This window comes from Novosphingobium umbonatum (assembly GCF_004005905.1).
Classification (GTDB): Bacteria; Pseudomonadota; Alphaproteobacteria; order Sphingomonadales; family Sphingomonadaceae; genus Novosphingobium; species Novosphingobium umbonatum.
On the sequence record NZ_SACO01000012.1, the window covers coordinates 88,066 to 104,285 of the forward strand.

Here is a 16,220-nt window from a genome sequence, read left to right on the forward strand (position 1 = left end):
ATCATGATTCAACTGCTCGCCTTTTATCTCTTCGCCGCGCTGGTGGTGGCGTCGGGTTTGCTGGTCATTCTGGCCCGCAACCCGGTGCATTCGGTCCTTTGGCTCATCCTCGCCTTCTTTAATGCGGCGGGTCTGATGATCCTGATTGGCGCCGAATTCATCGCCATGTTGCTGGTCATCGTTTATGTCGGCGCGGTCGCCGTGCTGTTCCTCTTTGTGGTGATGATGCTCGACATCGACTTCGCCACTTTGCGGGCGGGGCTGGTCAAGAACTTCCCGCTGGGTCTGAGCATCGCTCTGATCCTGCTGGCAGAACTGGTGCTGGGCCTTGGCGCGAATTCGGCCGGTGTGCTGCATCTGGGCGTTGCTGATGGCAACGCCGCGCCGCTGGCTGGTGCTCCCAACATCGAAGCGATCGGCGCTGTACTCTACAGCCGCTATCTCTTCCTGTTCGAAGCTGCCGGTGTGGTGCTGTTGGTTGCCATGATCGGTGCCATTGTGCTGACGCATCGCGAACGTGGCGGGATCAAGCCGCAGAATATTTCGAAGCAGGTCGCCCGTCGGCCTGAGGAAGCCACCGTCAACACCCAGCCCGAAGTGGGCAAGGGCGTGTCGCTGTAAAGGGGGCGCTGATGATCGGCATCGAACATTATATCGTCGTCAGCTCGATTCTTTTCGTGCTTGGCGTTCTGGGTATCTTCCTCAACCGGAAGAATATCATCGTCATCTTGATGGCTATCGAGCTCATTCTGCTCTCGGTGAACATCAATTTCGTGGCCTTCAGCGCCTTCCTGCATGACCTGGTCGGTCAGATCTTCGCGATGTTCGTGTTGACTGTGGCCGCCGGTGAAGCAGCGGTGGGCCTGGCCATCCTCGTCATCTACTTCCGCGCACGTGGTTCGATCGCGGTGGACGACGTCAACCGGATGAAGGGGTAAGCCTCGTGCAATCCATCCTGTTCATTGTCTTCCTGCCGCTGATCGCTTCGGTGATCGCCGGTCTTGGTAACAAAAGCCTTGGCGCCATTCCCGCCAAGGTGCTGACCACCGGCGCGCTGTTCATTTCCTGCGCGCTGTCGTGGCCGATCTTCATCAGCTTCCTTGGCGGCAATGCCGAGGCGGCTGTCGTCCCTGTGCTCAAGTGGGTGCAGTCGGGCAATCTCAGCTTTGACTGGGAACTGCGCGTCGATACGCTGACGGCTGTTATGCTGGTGGTGATCACCAGCGTGTCGGCTCTGGTTCACCTTTATAGCTGGGGCTATATGAGCGAGGAACCCGATCAGCCGCGCTTCTTCGCTTACCTGTCGTTGTTCACCTTTGCGATGTTGATGCTGGTTACGGCCAACAACCTCGTGCAGATGTTCTTCGGCTGGGAAGGCGTGGGTCTGGCCTCCTACCTGCTGATCGGCTTCTGGTTCCGCAAGCCGTCCGCTGGGGCAGCTGCCATCAAGGCTTTCGTGGTCAACCGCGTGGGTGACTTGGGCTTCATGCTGGGCATCTTCGGCGTCTATCTGGTGTTTGGCACGGTTTCGATCCCCGCCATTCTGGCGGATGTTGGCAACCATGCCGGCAGCACGATCGGTTTCCTCGGCTATCGCTTTGATACGCTGACGGTTCTGGCCATCCTGCTGTTCATCGGCGCGATGGGTAAGTCGGCGCAGCTCGGTCTGCACACCTGGCTTCCTGACGCGATGGAAGGCCCGACCCCGGTGTCGGCGCTGATCCACGCCGCCACCATGGTGACCGCGGGCGTGTTCATGACGTGCCGCTTGTCGCCCTTGTTCGCCGCCAGCCCCGCAGCGATGGAATTTGTGACCATCGTCGGCGCTTGCACCTGCTTCTTTGCAGCGACCATCGGCACCACGCAGTGGGACATCAAGCGCGTTATCGCTTACTCGACCTGTTCGCAGCTGGGCTATATGTTCTTTGCTGCCGGTTCAGGTGCGTTTGGCGCGGCCATGTTCCACCTGTTCACGCACGCTTTCTTCAAGGCTCTGCTGTTCCTGGGCGCCGGTTCGGTGATCCATGCGATGCATCACGAGCAGGACATGCGCTATTATGGCGCGTTGCGTAAGAAGATCCCGCTGACTTTCTATGCTATGATGGCCGGTACGCTGGCGATCACTGGCGTGGGTATCGTGGACGTGATCGGCTTCGCCGGCTTCTATTCGAAGGACTCGATCCTTGAAGCTGCTTATGGTTCGGGCACCGGCGTTGGCCATTTTGCCTTCTTCGCTGGCATCACGGCTGCTCTGCTGACCTCGTTCTACTCGTGGCGTCTGGTGTTCCTGACCTTCTTCGGCAAGGCTCGGTGGTCGCAGTCGGAGCATATCCAGCATGCCGTGCATGACGATCACGGCCATGGCCACGATCACGCGCATGACCGTCACCATGGTCACGGGCATGATGACGGCACCGCTGGCTATCACCCGCATGAAAGCCCGCTGGTTATGCTGCTGCCGCTGATCATTCTCAGCATTGGCGCGGTGGCCGCCGGTTTCGTGTTCAACCATGCCTTCGTTTCCGAAGGTGAGGGTGAATTCTGGAAGGGTAGCTTGATCTTCAGCGAACATCTGATCCACGCGATGCATGGCGTGCCGATGTGGGTGAAGTGGGCGCCGTTTGGCGTAATGGTCACCGGCTTCCTCGGCGCTATCTATGCTTACATTCTGAACCCCGGCTTCCCCGCGGCTTTCGTCCGCGTGATCAAGCCCTTGCACACCTTCGTGTACAACAAGTGGTTCTTCGACGAGCTCTATAACTTCCTGTTCGTGCGTCCTTCCTTTGCGCTGGGCCGTCTGTTCTGGAAGCAGGGCGATATTGGTATCATCGACCGCTTTGGCCCCAATGGTGCGGCCTGGGTGGTGGTGCAGGGCACCGGCCTTGCACGCCGTATTCAGTCCGGTCTGCTCACCAGCTACGCGCTGTGGATGCTGGCAGGTCTGGTCGCGGCGGTGAGCTGGGTTCTCACTCGATAAGGGCTTGGGCAGCGATAAGGTTTTATGGCAATGACCGATTTTCCCATCCTTTCGCTGATGCTGGCCGTGCCGGCGGTGGCAGCCATGGGCTGTCTCGCGGTTTCGGCCAGCACAGCCCGAATGCTGGCGCTGGCGGCCACTCTGGTCGACTTGGTGCTTGGCATTGTGCTCTGGAAGAATTTCCAGATTGGCGGGCCGCAGTGGCAGTTCGTCGAGCACGCGCAATTGTTCAGCGGTTTCAGCTGGGCGCTTGGCATTGACGGCATCGCGCTGACGCTGGTCGTGCTTTCCACTTTCCTGATGCCGATCTGCATCGGCGCCAGCTGGGAAGCGATCGAAAAGCGCGTGCCCGAATATATGGCGGCCTTCCTTTTCATGGAAACGCTGATGATCGGGGTGTTCTCGGCGCAGGATCTGTTCCTGTTCTACATCCTGTTCGAAGCGGGCCTGATCCCGATGTATCTGATCATCGGTATCTGGGGCGGCGCAGAGCGTATTTACGCCAGCTACAAGTTCTTCCTCTACACGCTGCTTGGCTCTGTTCTGATGCTGATCGCGATGCTGTGGATGGTGAATGAAACTGGCACAGCCGATATCCCGACGCTGATGGCCTATAATTTCCCGCGTGGCGTGCAGAACCTGCTGTGGCTGGCCTTCTTTGCTTCCTTTGCGGTGAAGATGCCGATGTGGCCGGTGCATACCTGGTTGCCCGATGCACACGTGCAGGCTCCGACTGCCGGTTCGGTTATTCTGGCCGGTGTGTTGCTGAAAATGGGTGGCTATGGCTTCATCCGCTTCAGCCTGCCGATGTTCCCCGAAGCCAGCGCCTATTTCGCACCTCTGGTGTGGGGTCTGTCGATGGTGGCAGTGGTCTATACCTCGCTGGTTGCTATGGTTCAGACCGACATGAAGAAGCTGATCGCTTATTCGTCGGTGGCGCATATGGCGATCGTGACCATCGGTCTCTTCGCTTTCAACCGTCAGGGTCTTGAAGGCTCGGTGGTGGTGATGCTGGCCCACGGTCTGGTGTCGGGTGCGCTGTTCCTTTGCGTTGGCGTGATTTACGACCGCCTGCACACGCGTGAGATCACCCGTTACGGTGGTCTGGCGATCAATATGCCGCGTTATGCGCTGTTCTTCATGTTCTTCACCATGGCTTCGGTGGGCCTGCCCGCCACGGCCAATTTCGTCGGCGAATTCCTTGCGCTGGGCGGCATCTATCAGGCTTCGAGCTGGGTGGCGCTGGTGTCGGGTACGGGTATCATTCTGGGCGCTGCCTATATGCTCTACCTCTATCGCCGCGTGGTGTTTGGTGAGCAGAAGAACGCAGACGCTGCGGCCATGCCCGATCTGTCGGCCCGTGAATTCGCGTTGCTGGCGCCTTTGGTGATCGCCACCTTGTGGATGGGTATCTATCCCGAGAGCTTCATCGCGCCGATCCGCAATGATATCGTCTATCTCGATGCGCGTCTGGCCTCGGCCAAGCCGCAGGGCGATGCTCAGGTGACTGCGGGTCATCCCGCTCCGGCTGAGCATGCTGAACATCATGAAGGCGCCGAGCACGCCGAAGGGAGTGAGAAGTAATGAACTGGGCCGTTTCCCTTCGCCTGGTGGCGGCAGAGGAATTCCTCAGTGTCACCGGCCTTGTGCTGCTGTTGATCGCCGGTTGGGCCGGTGACAAGGCAGCACGCGCCATCACCTGGCTCAGCGTTGCGGCGCTGGCGGTGGCGGCAGTGCTGGTGGCGCCTGCTCTCACCCATGGTGCCATGGGTGCTGAAACCAGCGCCTTCTTTGGTCAATTTGCCGCTGACAGCTTTGCATCTTTTGCCAAGCTGCTGGTCTATGGCGCGGCGGGGGTGTCGCTGGCGCTGGCTCCCGGCTTCTTTGAACGCTTTGGCCAGTTCCGCGCTGAATATCCGATCCTCGGCCTGTTCGCCGCGCTGGGTATGGGCATCATGGTGTCGGCTACCGACATGCTGACGCTCTATATCGGTCTCGAAATGAACTCGCTGGCGGCCTATGTGCTGGCGGCCATGCTCAAGACCGATGACCGTTCGCCTGAAGCCGGTCTGAAATATTTCGTGCTGGGTTCGCTGGCCTCTGGCATTCTGCTCTTCGGTATCAGCTTGACCTATGGCTTTGCTGGCACGACCAATTTCGCCGGTATCAGCCATGCTCTGCAGGGCACGATGAGCACGGGCGCGCTGTTCGGTCTGGTGTTCATTCTGGCCGGTCTGGCGTTCAAAATCAGCGCGGTTCCGTTCCACATGTGGACTCCCGACGTGTATGAAGGCGCGCCGACCCCGGTGACTACCTTCTTCGCCACGGCCCCCAAGGTAGCCGCTCTGGCGCTGACCATGCGCGTGGCTCTGGTGGCCTTTGGCGCCCAGATGGCCGCTTGGCAGCAGATCATTGCCTTCCTTGCGCTGGCGTCGATCATCGTTGGCGCGCTGGGTGCAATCGGTCAGGGTAATATCAAGCGGCTGCTGGCTTACTCGTCGATCAACAACGTTGGCTTCATGCTGATCGGTCTTGCTGCGGCAACCGCTGGTGGCGCTTCGGCAGTGCTGGTTTATCTGGCCATTTATATCGTGATGTCGCTGGGTGGTTTTGCCGTGATCCTGCAACTGCGCGATGCCGAAGGTCAGTCGGTCGAAAGCATCAGCGATCTGGCTGGTCTGTCGCGGACCAAGCCCGGTCTGGCTTTTGTGCTGGCCATGGTGATGTTCAGCCTTGCCGGTATCCCGCCGCTGTTCGGTTTCTGGGGCAAATTTGTAGTGTTCCAGGCTGCTGTGGCTGCTGGCCTGGTGCCTTTGGCCACTGTCGGTATTGCCGCCTCGGTGATTGGCGCCTTCTATTATCTGAAGGTGATCAAGGTCATGTATTTCGACGAACCCGCCGACAAGGTCGCTGGTTCGCTCGATCCGGTACATGGTTTGGTGCTTTATGCTTCGGCACTGTTCATCTCGCCCTTGGGCTATCTGCTCACCGGTTGGTTGGGTGGTCTGGCCCATTCGGCGGCTGCCGCTCTTTTTCATGGCGCCTGATAGCTTCAAGTTGTCGGTGTTTTGATTGAGTGCATTGATATAACCGGCTCCACCAATGCCGATCTGGTTTCCAGATTGGCGGCGGGGGAGCCGGTTTTTGCTGGTTCATGGTTGGTAGCCCTGCGCCAGACCGCTGGCCGTGGTCGGTTGGGGCGGGTTTGGAATGACGGAGCGGGCAATTTCATGGGCTCAACCGTGCATTTCCCTCGCGCAGAAGATCCACCCTTGGCATCTTTGGCCTTGGTCGTTGGGCTGGCCGTTCAACGCGTTGTGGCTGACATTTTGCCCTTGCCCCATCAGGCCCAGCTCAAATGGCCCAATGACGTGATGGTGGGCGATGCGAAGCTGGCGGGTATTTTGCTCGAACGCGCCGGTGAGGCTTTGGTGATTGGCGTGGGTGTTAACCTGACGCAGGCCCCAGACTTGCCGGATCGCGCGACCGTTGCCCTCTCGCGCTTCGGCCCTGTGCCTGATGTGGAGGAGTTTGCTTCGCGTCTGGCTGCCAGCTTTGCCAGCGAATTGGGTTTGTGGCGCGATTATGGGCTCGCCGCCATGTTGCAGAGGTGGCTGGCGGTGGCTTACCCCTTGGGAACCGCAATGTCGGTCAAGGGGGTAAGCGGCACAATCACTGGTCATTTCGCGGGTTTGGATGAAAGCGGGGCCTTGCAGCTTGCTTTGCCCGACGGGCGGCTGCACATAGTGCACGCGGGCGATGTGCAATTGCTGTAACGCCGGTTATTTGAGGAGAGGCGCTGCATGTTGCTGGCCGTTGATGTCGGGAACACCAATGTTGTTTTTGCGCTCTATGATGGGCGCAAGGGGCTGGCGCGTTGGCGCATCGCCACCGATCCGCGTCGGACGGCGGATGAATATGCCGTATGGCTGATGCAATTGTTGGCAATCGAGGGTGTCGAGCGAAGCGCGATCGAGCGGATCATTTGCTCCACCGTGGTGCCGCGTGCGCTGCATAATCTGACGGTGTTGGCCAACAAATATTTCAATGTCGAATTGCTGGTGGCTGGCGTTGGCAAGGCCGATTACGGCATTGATGTTGATGTGGATTCGCCCAAGAGCCTTGGCGCAGATCGCGCGGTTAATGCCATTGGCGCGCATGAGATTTTCGCCGGAGATCTGATCATCGTGGATTTCGGCACCGCCACCACCATCGACCATATTGATGGGCGCGGCGCCTATAAGGGCGGGATCATTGCGCCGGGCCTCAATCTCTCGTTGGATGCCTTGGTGGGTAATACCGCCAAATTGCCACGCATTGCCATTGCCGAACCGGCCACCAAGAGCGTTATCGGCACCAACACCGAAGACCAGATGTTGATTGGCATCTATTGGGGCTATGTGGCGATGATCGAAGGTTTGATCACGCGTATGCGGGCCCAGATCGGGCGTCCCGCGACCGTGGTCGCCACCGGAGGTCTGGCTATTCTATTCAACCGGCAAGAAGGTCTGTTCGACGCGATCGACCCTGATTTGACGCTCAACGGTCTTGCCATTTTGGCCGAACGGGCCGAGCACCGATGAAGATTTTAGGAGAATGACCATAGCGCGCGAAGTTAAAAAGAAAGATCCCTTCACTCCGGGCGAGGAACTGCTGTTCTGCGCTTTGGGCGGTTCGGGCGAGATTGGCATGAATGTCAATCTCTATGGCGCGCATGGCAAGTGGTTGATGGTCGATCTGGGCATGACTTTCAGCGGCACCGAATATCCGGGTACGGAATTGGTGTTCGCGGATCTGTCCTTTATCGAGGACCGCCGCGATGACCTGTTGGGTATCGTGTTGACCCATGCCCATGAGGATCACATTGGCGCGGTTCCCTATTTCGCCGCTGATCTGGGCGTGCCGCTTTATGCCACGCCCTTCACGGCGAAATTGGTCGCGGCCAAATTGCAAGAGGCTGGGATCGATCAGGAGGTGACGCTCAACGTCATCGACCATTTCGACAATTTCGACCTCGGCCCGTTCAGCATGCGCTATGTGCCGCTGGCCCATTCGATCGCCGAAGGCAATGCGCTGGTGATCGAGACGCCCTATGGCCGCGTGTTCCACACCGGCGATTGGAAGCTGGATGACGAGCCTTTGATTGGCACGCCCGCCAGTCCGGAAGAATTGACGCAGATTGGCGATGAAGGCGTGTTGGCACTGGTGTGCGACAGTACCAATGTGTTCAATTCCAAGCCTTCGGGCAGCGAAGGGGCTGTGGCCCGCGCGATGCAGGCCGAAGTGGAACGGCATAAGGGCAAGAGGGTGGTGGTCACCACCTTTGCTTCCAACGTGGCGCGTTTGCATACTCTGGGCGAAGTGGCCAAGGCGACGGGGCGCAGGCTTTGCGTGTCGGGCCGCTCGCTAGACCGGATTATTACGGCGGCGGAAGGTTGCGGCTATCTGGGTGGTCTGCCCGATTTGATCGATCCGGAAACTGCAATGGGCCTGCCGCGTGGTGAGGTGCTGATCGTGGCCACCGGCGGGCAGGGCGAGCCTCGTGCGGCTCTGGCGCGGATTGCCGATGGCAACCATCCGATCAAGCTGGAAAAGGGCGATGTGGTGCTGTTTTCCAGTCGCCAGATCCCCGGCAATGAAATCCCCATTGGCCGCATCCAGAATCAACTGGCCGCCGATGGCATCACCGTGGTCACCGACCGTCAGGCCGGTATTCACGTGTCGGGCCATCCGGGCCGTCCGGAACTCGAAGCGCTTTATGGCTGGCTGCGCCCGCAAATTCTGATGCCGGTGCATGGCGAGATGCGCCACATGCGCGAACAGGCGCGGGTGGGCAAGGAATTCGGCATCCCAGCCCAAGTTGTGCAGAAGAATGGCGATCTGGTGCGTCTGGCACCGGGTAAGCCGGGCAAATTTGCCGAAGTGACCAATGGCCGGCTTGTGCTGGATGGCGATATTATCGCGCCCGCCGATGGTGATGCGATTGTCATGCGCCGCCGTATGGCGTGGCAGGGGGCGGTCATGGTGGCGGTCTCTGGCCGCGCTCGTTCGCAGGATTACAAGGCGCAAGTGGCGGGTCTCGGCCTGCCTCTGGTTGAGGATTACGATGCCTTTGTCGCTGAGGCCGAGGCTGATGTGCTGACCGCGCTGGGCAAGCTGAAAGGGGCTGACCGCCGCGATGCTGATGCCTTGAGCGAGGCCGCCCGTCTCGCCGCGCGCCGTGCCGCGGTGCGCTGGTGCGGCAAGAAGCCGCAGGTCAAGGTGATGCTGATGGTGGAAGGGTTGGAGGCGTGAAACCAGCCTCGATCGTCGCGATCTATCTGTTGTTCTGGGTGATCTCGGCGTTTCTGGTGCTGCCTTTTGGCCTGCGCACACCGGACGAGGCGGGTGAGGAATTGGTGCAGGGGCAGGCCAACAGCGCCCCTGTCAATTTCCGGCCCGCCAAGGTCGCCCTGCGTGCCACGCTGCTTTCGGCGGTGGCCTTTGCGCTATTCTATGCCAATTATGTCGAGGATTGGGTGTCGATCGAAGATATCGCCCCGTTCCAGCTTCCGGCCTCCTTGGCGGAAAGCCAATAAAAGAGGGAGAGGCCGCCACAGCCTCTCCCTTTCTTGTTACCCGCGCAGCCTTTCGATCGCTTGCGCCAAGGCAACATAGAGCTTGCCCATATCCGAGGACAGCAGCGTTACCGAAACGGCGTGGCCGTCGCGCGTGGCCAGAATGATCCGCAGCATCGCTTCGAAATCATGGATATAGCGGTTGACATGGGCCTGAAAATGGCTGTCATTTTCATAGAGTTGCAGGATTTGCTTGGCTTCGGTGGCATCCAGCAGCTTGACCGCGCGGCGGGTGAAAATACCCCGATCCCCGCGCAAATAGGCCGCCCATGACGTGTCGGCCACATCGCTGTCCAGCACCTTGGCAATATCCACCGCTTCGGATTGCAGCGTATCGGCAATGACGGCCATGCGGCGGGCAAAGTCATTGTCCGCCTTGTCCTGAGCATGGTCACGCGCATCGGCCACGCGGCGTTCCAGATGGGCGGCCATCGCGTCCACCTCGGCAATCTCCTGACGCAGCGCACGGGCGGCTTCTGCGCCCAGACCGCTGGCCTTGGTGGTGGCCTGCTCCAATTGTACCGCAATTTCTTCGACACGCGCGCGCATCTGGCGCTCCACAGCGGCGCAGCTTTCCTCGGCCAGACGTTCGGCCATTTGCGCCACGCGGGCCGCGCCCTCGCTTTCTATCGTATCGACCGAGGCGCGCAGAGCTGTGGCCAGCGACGTGATCGCTTCCTTCAATTCACCCTGCGCATGTTCGGCCAGACGCCCGCAATCGCTGTCCAGCGCGGAGAGGGCATGGCGCAACATGGCCAGCCCTTCGCCATGCGAGGCGATGCGGGTCGCTACACTAGCCTGCAACGTGTCGATGTCGGTGCTGGTGGTCAGCAAGGCGCCCTGCGCCGCTCCTACGCGCGCAGCCAAAGCCTCGCCGCTGGTCGCGGCGCCTTCGATTTCCTCGCGCAGGCGATGGATATTTTCCGAGAAAGCCACCAGACGCGCCTCGCTTTCGGCAAGGGCAGGGGGCAATTGGTCGCGGCTGTGCTGGGCGGTGGACTGGATCAGTTCCAGCAGACGCACGCTGGCCTCGGTCAATTGCTCCAAAGTCTGACCGGTTTCCGACAGGCGGCGCTCCAGCGAGGTCAGGCGCTGTTCCATGCTGGCGGAGGTGACGTGGTCGGCAATAGAGATTGCCTCGATCCGCGCCTCGGCCTGTGCCAGACGCACACTGGTCTGTTCGGACAGGGCGCCCAATTGCTGGGCGCGTTCGATCACTTTCATCTGGCGCGCACCGACCAGACCGTCGAAACGGTTCAGTTCCTCGTCCAGCGTGCTCATCGCCTTGCGCCAATCGTCCAGCGCGCTGTTTTCCACTTCGCGCATGGAACGGGCAATCGTCGCCCCTTCGTCGCGCAAGGCCGATACGCGGGCGCGCAGCGAGGTGATCGCCTCGGCCTCTTGCTGGTCCAATTGGCGGCGGTTGGCGGAAATCTCCTCGGCCAGACGCGCGGCGCGGTCGCGCATCTGTTGCAGGCTTTCGGCATGATGCCGTTCCAGATCCAGCGCAAAGCCGGTCGAACGTTGGTCCAGCGCGTCAAATTGCGCACGGATGGTCGATTCCAGTTGCAACATCCGCATTTCCAGCAGGCCCAGCGCCGTGTCGCTATCATCGCGCAGGCTGGACACCTTGCTGTCGGTGGCTTGCGCATGTTCGCCCATCCGGTCGACCTCGCGCGCCAGTTCCTGCGTCAGCGTTTGCGCCACGCGGCCGACATGGGCGATATTGCTGGTCACATCCTTGGTCGCGGCGGCAATTACCGGCAATTGGTCGCGCAATTGCTCCATATTGCCCACGGCCACTTGGCTGACGCTGCCGATGCTTTCCACTTGCTCGGCATTGTCGCGCACCAAAGCGGCCAGATGGTCACCATGGGCGCTGATCCGCTCCACCGCCAGTCGCCCCAGCGCATCCAGATCACGGCTTTGCGAGGAGAGAAACTCGCGGGCAAGGCTAAGCTCGCGGTTCACGGTGTGCAGACGCGCCTCAAGCTGTTCGGCCTCCTGCCGCAGCAATTGGCTGGCGGCGACAAAATGGCTGGCCGCGCGGCGGCTTGTTTGCGTGGCGATCAAATAGACGCAAAGCACCAGCAGCGAAGGCACCGCCCATTCCAGCGCCCATTGCGACCATTGCGCTAGGGGGACATTGGCCTGCATTTGTGGCGCATGGGCGGCCACCACCAAACCTGTCCAGCCCAGCACCACCGCAATCGCCGCCGCTGCCGTCAGACGTTCACGCAGGGTAGGAGCCAAGGCCTCGGCGGGGTCTTCTTCTTCCACCACAACCGGAACCGCTTCGCTAAAACCGGCATCCTGATAGGGCGCGCTGTCATACGCACCGTCACCCGAACCGGTGTTCTCCCCTAATCCCGAGTCGCTGCTAAGCGAGGACTCTTGGACATTATCGGAGTTGCTGCTGCGAAAACCACTGATCATGCATAAATGCTTACCACATTGCGGCGTTAAGGAAATAAGGTCTTAACCCCAGCGGCGTAATCCTCTGTGCATGGTTTATGAAGCAAGCGCTCTGGACTCGACTCTGGCGGCGGCGGCGGGTGATGATCCGGCGCTGCTGGCCGAGTTGCGCATGGCGTTTTGCGACAGTCTGGCCCGTCAGATCGACCTGCTGCGGCGTTCGCGTTGCGATGGCAATTGGCACGTGGCGGCCATGCGGGTGAAGGGGCTGGCGGCCAGTTTTCAGGTATGGCCCTTGATGGTATTGGCCGATGAAGTGTTGGCCAGCGCGCCCGGCGATCCGGTGATCTTGCGCAAGTTGCAGGCCTATCTGGACAATCTTTCGGACAACTGACACCGTATAGCTTCGTGAAACCGGTATCCTGGCGCTATCGGTGCTTGGCAGTTGTGGCCCTCTCCATTACACTCTGGCGCTCTTGGGGGATTAGGCCTGCATAGTGGGCGGTCGGAGATATTTTGCGCGTAGCCTTGCTGTTCCTGCTGGAAAATGCCGCTGGTGAGGCTGTTGGCCTGCCACGCGGATTGTTGCGCGTGGGCGGGCATGTGTTGGCGCGGCATCAATTGGCGCTGGCTCTGGCGCTGGGTTGCGAAAGGGTGGTGTGTTTCGCGCGCCAGTCCGATCCCGAAGTGATTGCCCTGCATCATGCCGCCGAAACGGGCGGCGCGATTTTCCATCTGGCCTCCAGCCTGCATTCGCTGCTTTCTCTGGTGACGGCGCAGGACGAGGTGATTGCCTTGGCCGATGGCGTGTTGGCCTGGCCTGATCTCGCGATCGACTTGCTGGGCAGCGCGGGCGTTTTGGCCCAACCGGCAGAGGGCGCGATCGAGGCTGGTTTCGAGCGTCTGGATGCCAGCCATGCCGCCGCCGGTGCGATCCGTTTCCCCGGCCGTCTGGTGGCCAAGTTGGAAGAATGGCCCAGCGACATCGACATTTTCTCTACTTTGCAACGCTTGGCCCTGCAGGCGGGCGTGCCGATGCGTGTCCTGCCTGAGGATGTGGCGGGCACGGCGCGGTGGAACCTGTTGCGGTCCGAAAATGATGCCCATGCGATAGAGGCGCCATGGATCGCCCAGCATATTGCCGAGGCATCACCCACGCCGACGCAGGCCTTGGCCATGCGCTGTGTACGCAGCTTTGGTCCTGCCCTGATGCATGCCGGATCGGGGGGCACGGCGGTGGCAATTGCGGGCGGTGTGTTTGCCGCTTTGGGCGTGTTGGCGGGGTGGTTTGGCCATGGTGGGCTGGGCCTGTGCCTTGCGGCGCTGGCTTGGTTGGGCTTTTCCAGCGCCTGTGTGATGGGCCGGTTCGAGCGGCGCTGCCTGTTGTTGCCGCGGCCGCGTACCGCGCCTGTGCTGATCTATGCCGGCATTATGGATGGGGCTTTGTTGCTGCTGTTGACTGCAGGCTTGGCCAGCCCATCGCAAGGCCTGTTGCAAGCCGCTTTCGCGCCTTTGATGCTGCTGGGCCTGTTGCGTCTGGTGCCGCGATTGCCCGATATTCGTTGGGCGGCCCTGCTGGAGGATCGGGCGCTATGGGCGCTGGCTTTGGCCGTGGCGGAATTGTTTGGCTTGTTGCCGTTGGCGGTATGCCTGTCGGCTATGGCGTTGTTGCTGGCGGGAGTGTTTACGCTTTCTCGCCAAAATCAGCTAACGCCGCGTTAACCATTTGTCAGCTATATTCAAGAGATGAGCCCGCCCGAGCCTTTGCCCACCGATCCTAGTGAATCGGGTTTGCGCCTGCAGATTGCACGGGGCGATGCGGTGGTGGATGCGGTAGAGCCGGTCTTGCGCCATCTGCTTAGCTATCGTCATCAGGCGTTGTTTTCCGACGATGTGATGGCGCGTTTGCGCGCGATGCTGGCCGATCTGGGCCGCCAATTGGCCGAGGCTTTGGACCATGCCGGTGCGCCGGTGGTGCAGGGCGCGCAATTGCTGACCTCGATCCTGCCCGAAGTGCCCGGTTTGATTGCGCATCTGCATGCGGTGGCGCTGGAATGGCAAGTGACCGAAAGGCTTGCCGCAAGGACGGGGTTGGATCCGGTTCTGACGCCTTTGATTCAGGCCCTGATCGGGTCAAGCGATGGCGAGGTTTCGGCCCGCGCCATGCGCTTGCTGGCCGCGCAGGCCCGTTTCGCCCAGATGCAGCGGCGGATGCAATTGCCCTTGGCCGAATTGCCGCCCGAATTGCTGCATGGCGTGCTGGTGGCTTTGCATGTGCTGACCGAGGGGGATCGTGCGCTTCAGGCCGGCGCCATGCGCGCCGAGGCCGATTTGCGCGCGGCCTATGACGAAGCAGGCACGCGGCAGGGGCTGTTGCAACAGGCCGTCGCGGGCATGGGGCAGGGTGCGGTGGCCGGTTTGGCGCTGGGTCATGCCGGTGTGGCAGTATTTATCACCGCTTTGGCGCAAGCTTGTGCGGATAAGCGCCGCGATCCGGCGGTTTTGCTGCTGCAAGAAGGACAGCAAACGCGCCTTGCGCTAACCTTGCGGGCAGCGGGGGCGCGGGTTGAGTCGGTGCATGAGACTCTGATGGCGCTCCATGGGCATATGGAAGGGGCGGCGCGGGTGCCATCGGCTTTGGACCGAATCACTGTTGAAGGCGCAGCGCATGTTCTGACGCAGGCGGATCGCGCCGGAGGCGGGGCGTGAGCGTGTATGACCGCATCCAGATCGAGGCGCGCAGCGACAGCGAGGACCGGCTGATCAGCGCCGACGAACCGCTGGCCACTTTGCAGGCGCGCTGCGGGGGCAAGCTGCCCGGCGCGATTGCCATTCCCGAATTGCGCGAATTGGTGGCCAAATCGCGGGGCTATGGGCTGAAACTGGCCCGCCCGATCACCGCTCAGGACGGGGTGGAAGTGATCCGCGCATGGATCGAGGTCAGCCCGCTGGATGGCGGCTGCCGGATTATCCTGCGCAATTGGCACGCCACACCTTTGCCTCCCGAGCCCAGCGATCTGACAGGGCGGCGCAAGGCGGAGATTGACCGCGCTCTGGCCGAATTGACCGCCAGGCTGGATGCTGGCCAGAATGTCTTGACCGTGGAATGCGAGGCCAGTGATCTGATGCCCGTGGCCAAGGCGATGCAGGCGGGGATTGGTCGGCCATGGACCGATTTTGTCGAGCTGGGCGCGCTAAGCAGTCAGAAACCGTTGCATTGGCGCTTGCTGGATGGGGCAGAGGTTATCATCAAGGGGTCGCAGAGGCCATGGCGGGCCAGTGTGCTGCCACAGCTGGGGCTGGAGGGGGAGACCCTTGGCTTTGAACTGTTTTTGACCAGCGAGGTGCCGATGAGCGGGTCTGACCTAGTGCCGGAGGATCAGGCCGATCAGACCGTCGGGCCGCCCAAGGGGGACAAGGCGCGTTCGGCGCTGATTGGGCGTGAACTGGCGCCCATCCTGCGGCTGCCTATTGCGCGCATCATTGCCAATGCCGAAACGATCCGCACGCGGCGTGTGGGGCCTTTGCCCGAGGAATATGCCGATTATGCGGGCGATATTGCCGCGGCGGGGCAGCATTTGCTGGCGCTGATCGATGATCTGTCCGACATGGAAGTGATCGAGGCGGAGGGCTTTGCTCCGGCGGCGGACCGGATCGATCTGGCCGATCTGGCGCGGCGGGCCGCAGGTATTCTGGGGGTGAGGGCGCGCGAAAAGGGCATCACTCTGCAATTGCCCGATGTGCAGGAGCATTTGCCTGCGATTGGCGAATTCCGCCGCGTGTTGCAGGTGCTGCTCAACCTGATCGGCAATGCCATCCGCTATACGCCTGAAAACTCGACAGTGTCTTTGCAACTCACCTCCTGCGCGGATCGAGCCCGCATTGCAGTGGTGGATCAGGGCGCGGGGTTGAGCGCCGAGGAGGCAAGCCGCGTGTTCAACAAGTTTGAACGTCTGGGCCGTAGCGGCGATGGTGGATCAGGGCTGGGCCTCTATATTTCGCGCCGTCTGGCCCGCGCCATGGGCGGCGAATTGACGGTGGAAAGCCGCCTTGGCCATGGCACCCGCTTCACGCTGGATCTGCCCAAGGGCGGGTAAGGTTTCAAAAAATCGTCGGATAAACAAAAACGCGGCAAGAGGCTAAACTCTCGCCGCGTTTTTGTTGGGCAAAGCGCCGCCAAAGGTTCGGACGCCCGCGAAGGCGTCCTTGCC

Annotated in this window: 14 protein-coding genes; 13 read left to right on the plus strand and 1 reads right to left on the minus strand. The window is 61.0% G+C overall.

Annotated elements, in window-relative coordinates; translation table 11 throughout:
* Positions 1 to 3 precede the first annotated feature (3 nt).
* From EOE18_RS14475 to EOE18_RS14515, 9 genes are read left to right on the plus strand one after another with little or no spacing between them, the layout of a single operon-like run.
* On the plus strand, positions 4 to 621 hold the full coding sequence (locus EOE18_RS14475) for an NADH-quinone oxidoreductase subunit J (RefSeq protein ID WP_127710779.1): 618 nt from the start codon (positions 4 to 6) through the stop codon (positions 619 to 621).
* Positions 622 to 632: 11 nt separating this feature from the next.
* Positions 633 to 938 (plus strand): NADH-quinone oxidoreductase subunit NuoK, encoded by a 306-nt coding sequence (gene nuoK, locus EOE18_RS14480; protein WP_127710781.1) that lies wholly within the window; start codon positions 633 to 635, stop codon positions 936 to 938.
* Positions 939 to 943: 5 nt separating this feature from the next.
* On the plus strand, positions 944 to 2,977 hold the full coding sequence (gene nuoL / locus EOE18_RS14485; protein WP_127710783.1) for an NADH-quinone oxidoreductase subunit L: 2,034 nt from the start codon (positions 944 to 946) through the stop codon (positions 2,975 to 2,977).
* A 30-nt stretch (positions 2,978 to 3,007) separates the two neighbouring features.
* Positions 3,008 to 4,561, plus strand: a complete 1,554-nt coding sequence (locus tag EOE18_RS14490; RefSeq protein WP_127710785.1) for an NADH-quinone oxidoreductase subunit M — start codon at positions 3,008 to 3,010, stop codon at positions 4,559 to 4,561.
* Positions 4,561 to 6,024: an NADH-quinone oxidoreductase subunit NuoN gene (gene nuoN, locus EOE18_RS14495; protein WP_127710787.1), complete on the plus strand. Its 1,464-nt coding sequence runs from the start codon at positions 4,561 to 4,563 to the stop codon at positions 6,022 to 6,024. Before EOE18_RS14490 ends, nuoN begins: the two co-directional genes overlap by 1 nt.
* A gap of 21 nt (positions 6,025 to 6,045) precedes the next feature.
* Complete coding sequence (locus EOE18_RS14500) at positions 6,046 to 6,753, plus strand: biotin--[acetyl-CoA-carboxylase] ligase (RefSeq protein ID WP_127710789.1); 708 nt, start codon at positions 6,046 to 6,048, stop codon at positions 6,751 to 6,753.
* A 27-nt stretch (positions 6,754 to 6,780) separates the two neighbouring features.
* Positions 6,781 to 7,560, plus strand: coding sequence for a type III pantothenate kinase (locus tag EOE18_RS14505; protein WP_127710791.1), 780 nt, complete (start codon positions 6,781 to 6,783; stop codon positions 7,558 to 7,560).
* A gap of 13 nt (positions 7,561 to 7,573) precedes the next feature.
* Positions 7,574 to 9,271 carry a ribonuclease J gene (locus EOE18_RS14510; RefSeq protein WP_127710793.1) on the plus strand — a complete coding sequence of 566 codons (1,698 nt, stop codon included), beginning with the start codon at positions 7,574 to 7,576 and terminating at the stop codon, positions 9,269 to 9,271.
* The gene (locus tag EOE18_RS14515; protein WP_127710794.1) at positions 9,268 to 9,555 is read left to right on the plus strand and encodes a DUF1467 family protein; all 288 of its coding nucleotides are present in this window, start codon (positions 9,268 to 9,270) and stop codon (positions 9,553 to 9,555) included. The genes EOE18_RS14510 and EOE18_RS14515 overlap by 4 nt, the downstream gene beginning before the upstream one ends.
* A 36-nt stretch (positions 9,556 to 9,591) precedes the next feature.
* Here the strand turns inward: EOE18_RS14515 and EOE18_RS14520 are convergent, their stop codons facing one another.
* On the minus strand, positions 9,592 to 12,030 hold the full coding sequence (locus EOE18_RS14520) for a coiled-coil domain-containing protein (RefSeq protein ID WP_127710796.1): 2,439 nt from the start codon (positions 12,028 to 12,030) through the stop codon (positions 9,592 to 9,594).
* A gap of 70 nt (positions 12,031 to 12,100) precedes the next feature.
* Here EOE18_RS14520 and EOE18_RS14525 point away from each other — a divergent pair, with 70 nt between their 5' ends.
* From EOE18_RS14525 to EOE18_RS14540, 4 genes are all read left to right on the plus strand, one after another.
* On the plus strand, positions 12,101 to 12,403 hold the full coding sequence (locus EOE18_RS14525; protein WP_127710798.1) for an Hpt domain-containing protein: 303 nt from the start codon (positions 12,101 to 12,103) through the stop codon (positions 12,401 to 12,403).
* Positions 12,404 to 12,525: 122 nt separating this feature from the next.
* Positions 12,526 to 13,731, plus strand: a complete 1,206-nt coding sequence (locus EOE18_RS14530; protein ID WP_164852770.1) for a hypothetical protein — start codon at positions 12,526 to 12,528, stop codon at positions 13,729 to 13,731.
* Between the two features lie 24 nt (positions 13,732 to 13,755).
* The gene (locus EOE18_RS14535; RefSeq protein ID WP_127710802.1) at positions 13,756 to 14,718 is read left to right on the plus strand and encodes a hypothetical protein; all 963 of its coding nucleotides are present in this window, start codon (positions 13,756 to 13,758) and stop codon (positions 14,716 to 14,718) included.
* Positions 14,715 to 16,106: a sensor histidine kinase gene (locus tag EOE18_RS14540; RefSeq protein WP_127710804.1), complete on the plus strand. Its 1,392-nt coding sequence runs from the start codon at positions 14,715 to 14,717 to the stop codon at positions 16,104 to 16,106. The genes EOE18_RS14535 and EOE18_RS14540 overlap by 4 nt, the downstream gene beginning before the upstream one ends.
* Positions 16,107 to 16,220 lie beyond the last annotated feature (114 nt).

Coding starts and splice junctions, on each gene's coding strand:
- EOE18_RS14535 (WP_127710802.1), top strand. CDS start 13,756: ATGAGCCCGCCCGAGCCTTTGCCCACCGATCCTAGTGAATCGGGTTTG.
- EOE18_RS14505 (WP_127710791.1), top strand. CDS start 6,781: ATGTTGCTGGCCGTTGATGTCGGGAACACCAATGTTGTTTTTGCGCTC.
- EOE18_RS14490 (WP_127710785.1), top strand. CDS start 3,008: ATGACCGATTTTCCCATCCTTTCGCTGATGCTGGCCGTGCCGGCGGTG.
- EOE18_RS14525 (WP_127710798.1), top strand. CDS start 12,101: ATGGTTTATGAAGCAAGCGCTCTGGACTCGACTCTGGCGGCGGCGGCG.
- EOE18_RS14510 (WP_127710793.1), top strand. CDS start 7,574: ATGACCATAGCGCGCGAAGTTAAAAAGAAAGATCCCTTCACTCCGGGC.
- nuoN (WP_127710787.1), top strand. CDS start 4,561: ATGAACTGGGCCGTTTCCCTTCGCCTGGTGGCGGCAGAGGAATTCCTC.
- EOE18_RS14475 (WP_127710779.1), top strand. CDS start 4: ATGATTCAACTGCTCGCCTTTTATCTCTTCGCCGCGCTGGTGGTGGCG.
- EOE18_RS14520 (WP_127710796.1), bottom strand. CDS start 12,030: ATGATCAGTGGTTTTCGCAGCAGCAACTCCGATAATGTCCAAGAGTCC.
- nuoK (WP_127710781.1), top strand. CDS start 633: ATGATCGGCATCGAACATTATATCGTCGTCAGCTCGATTCTTTTCGTG.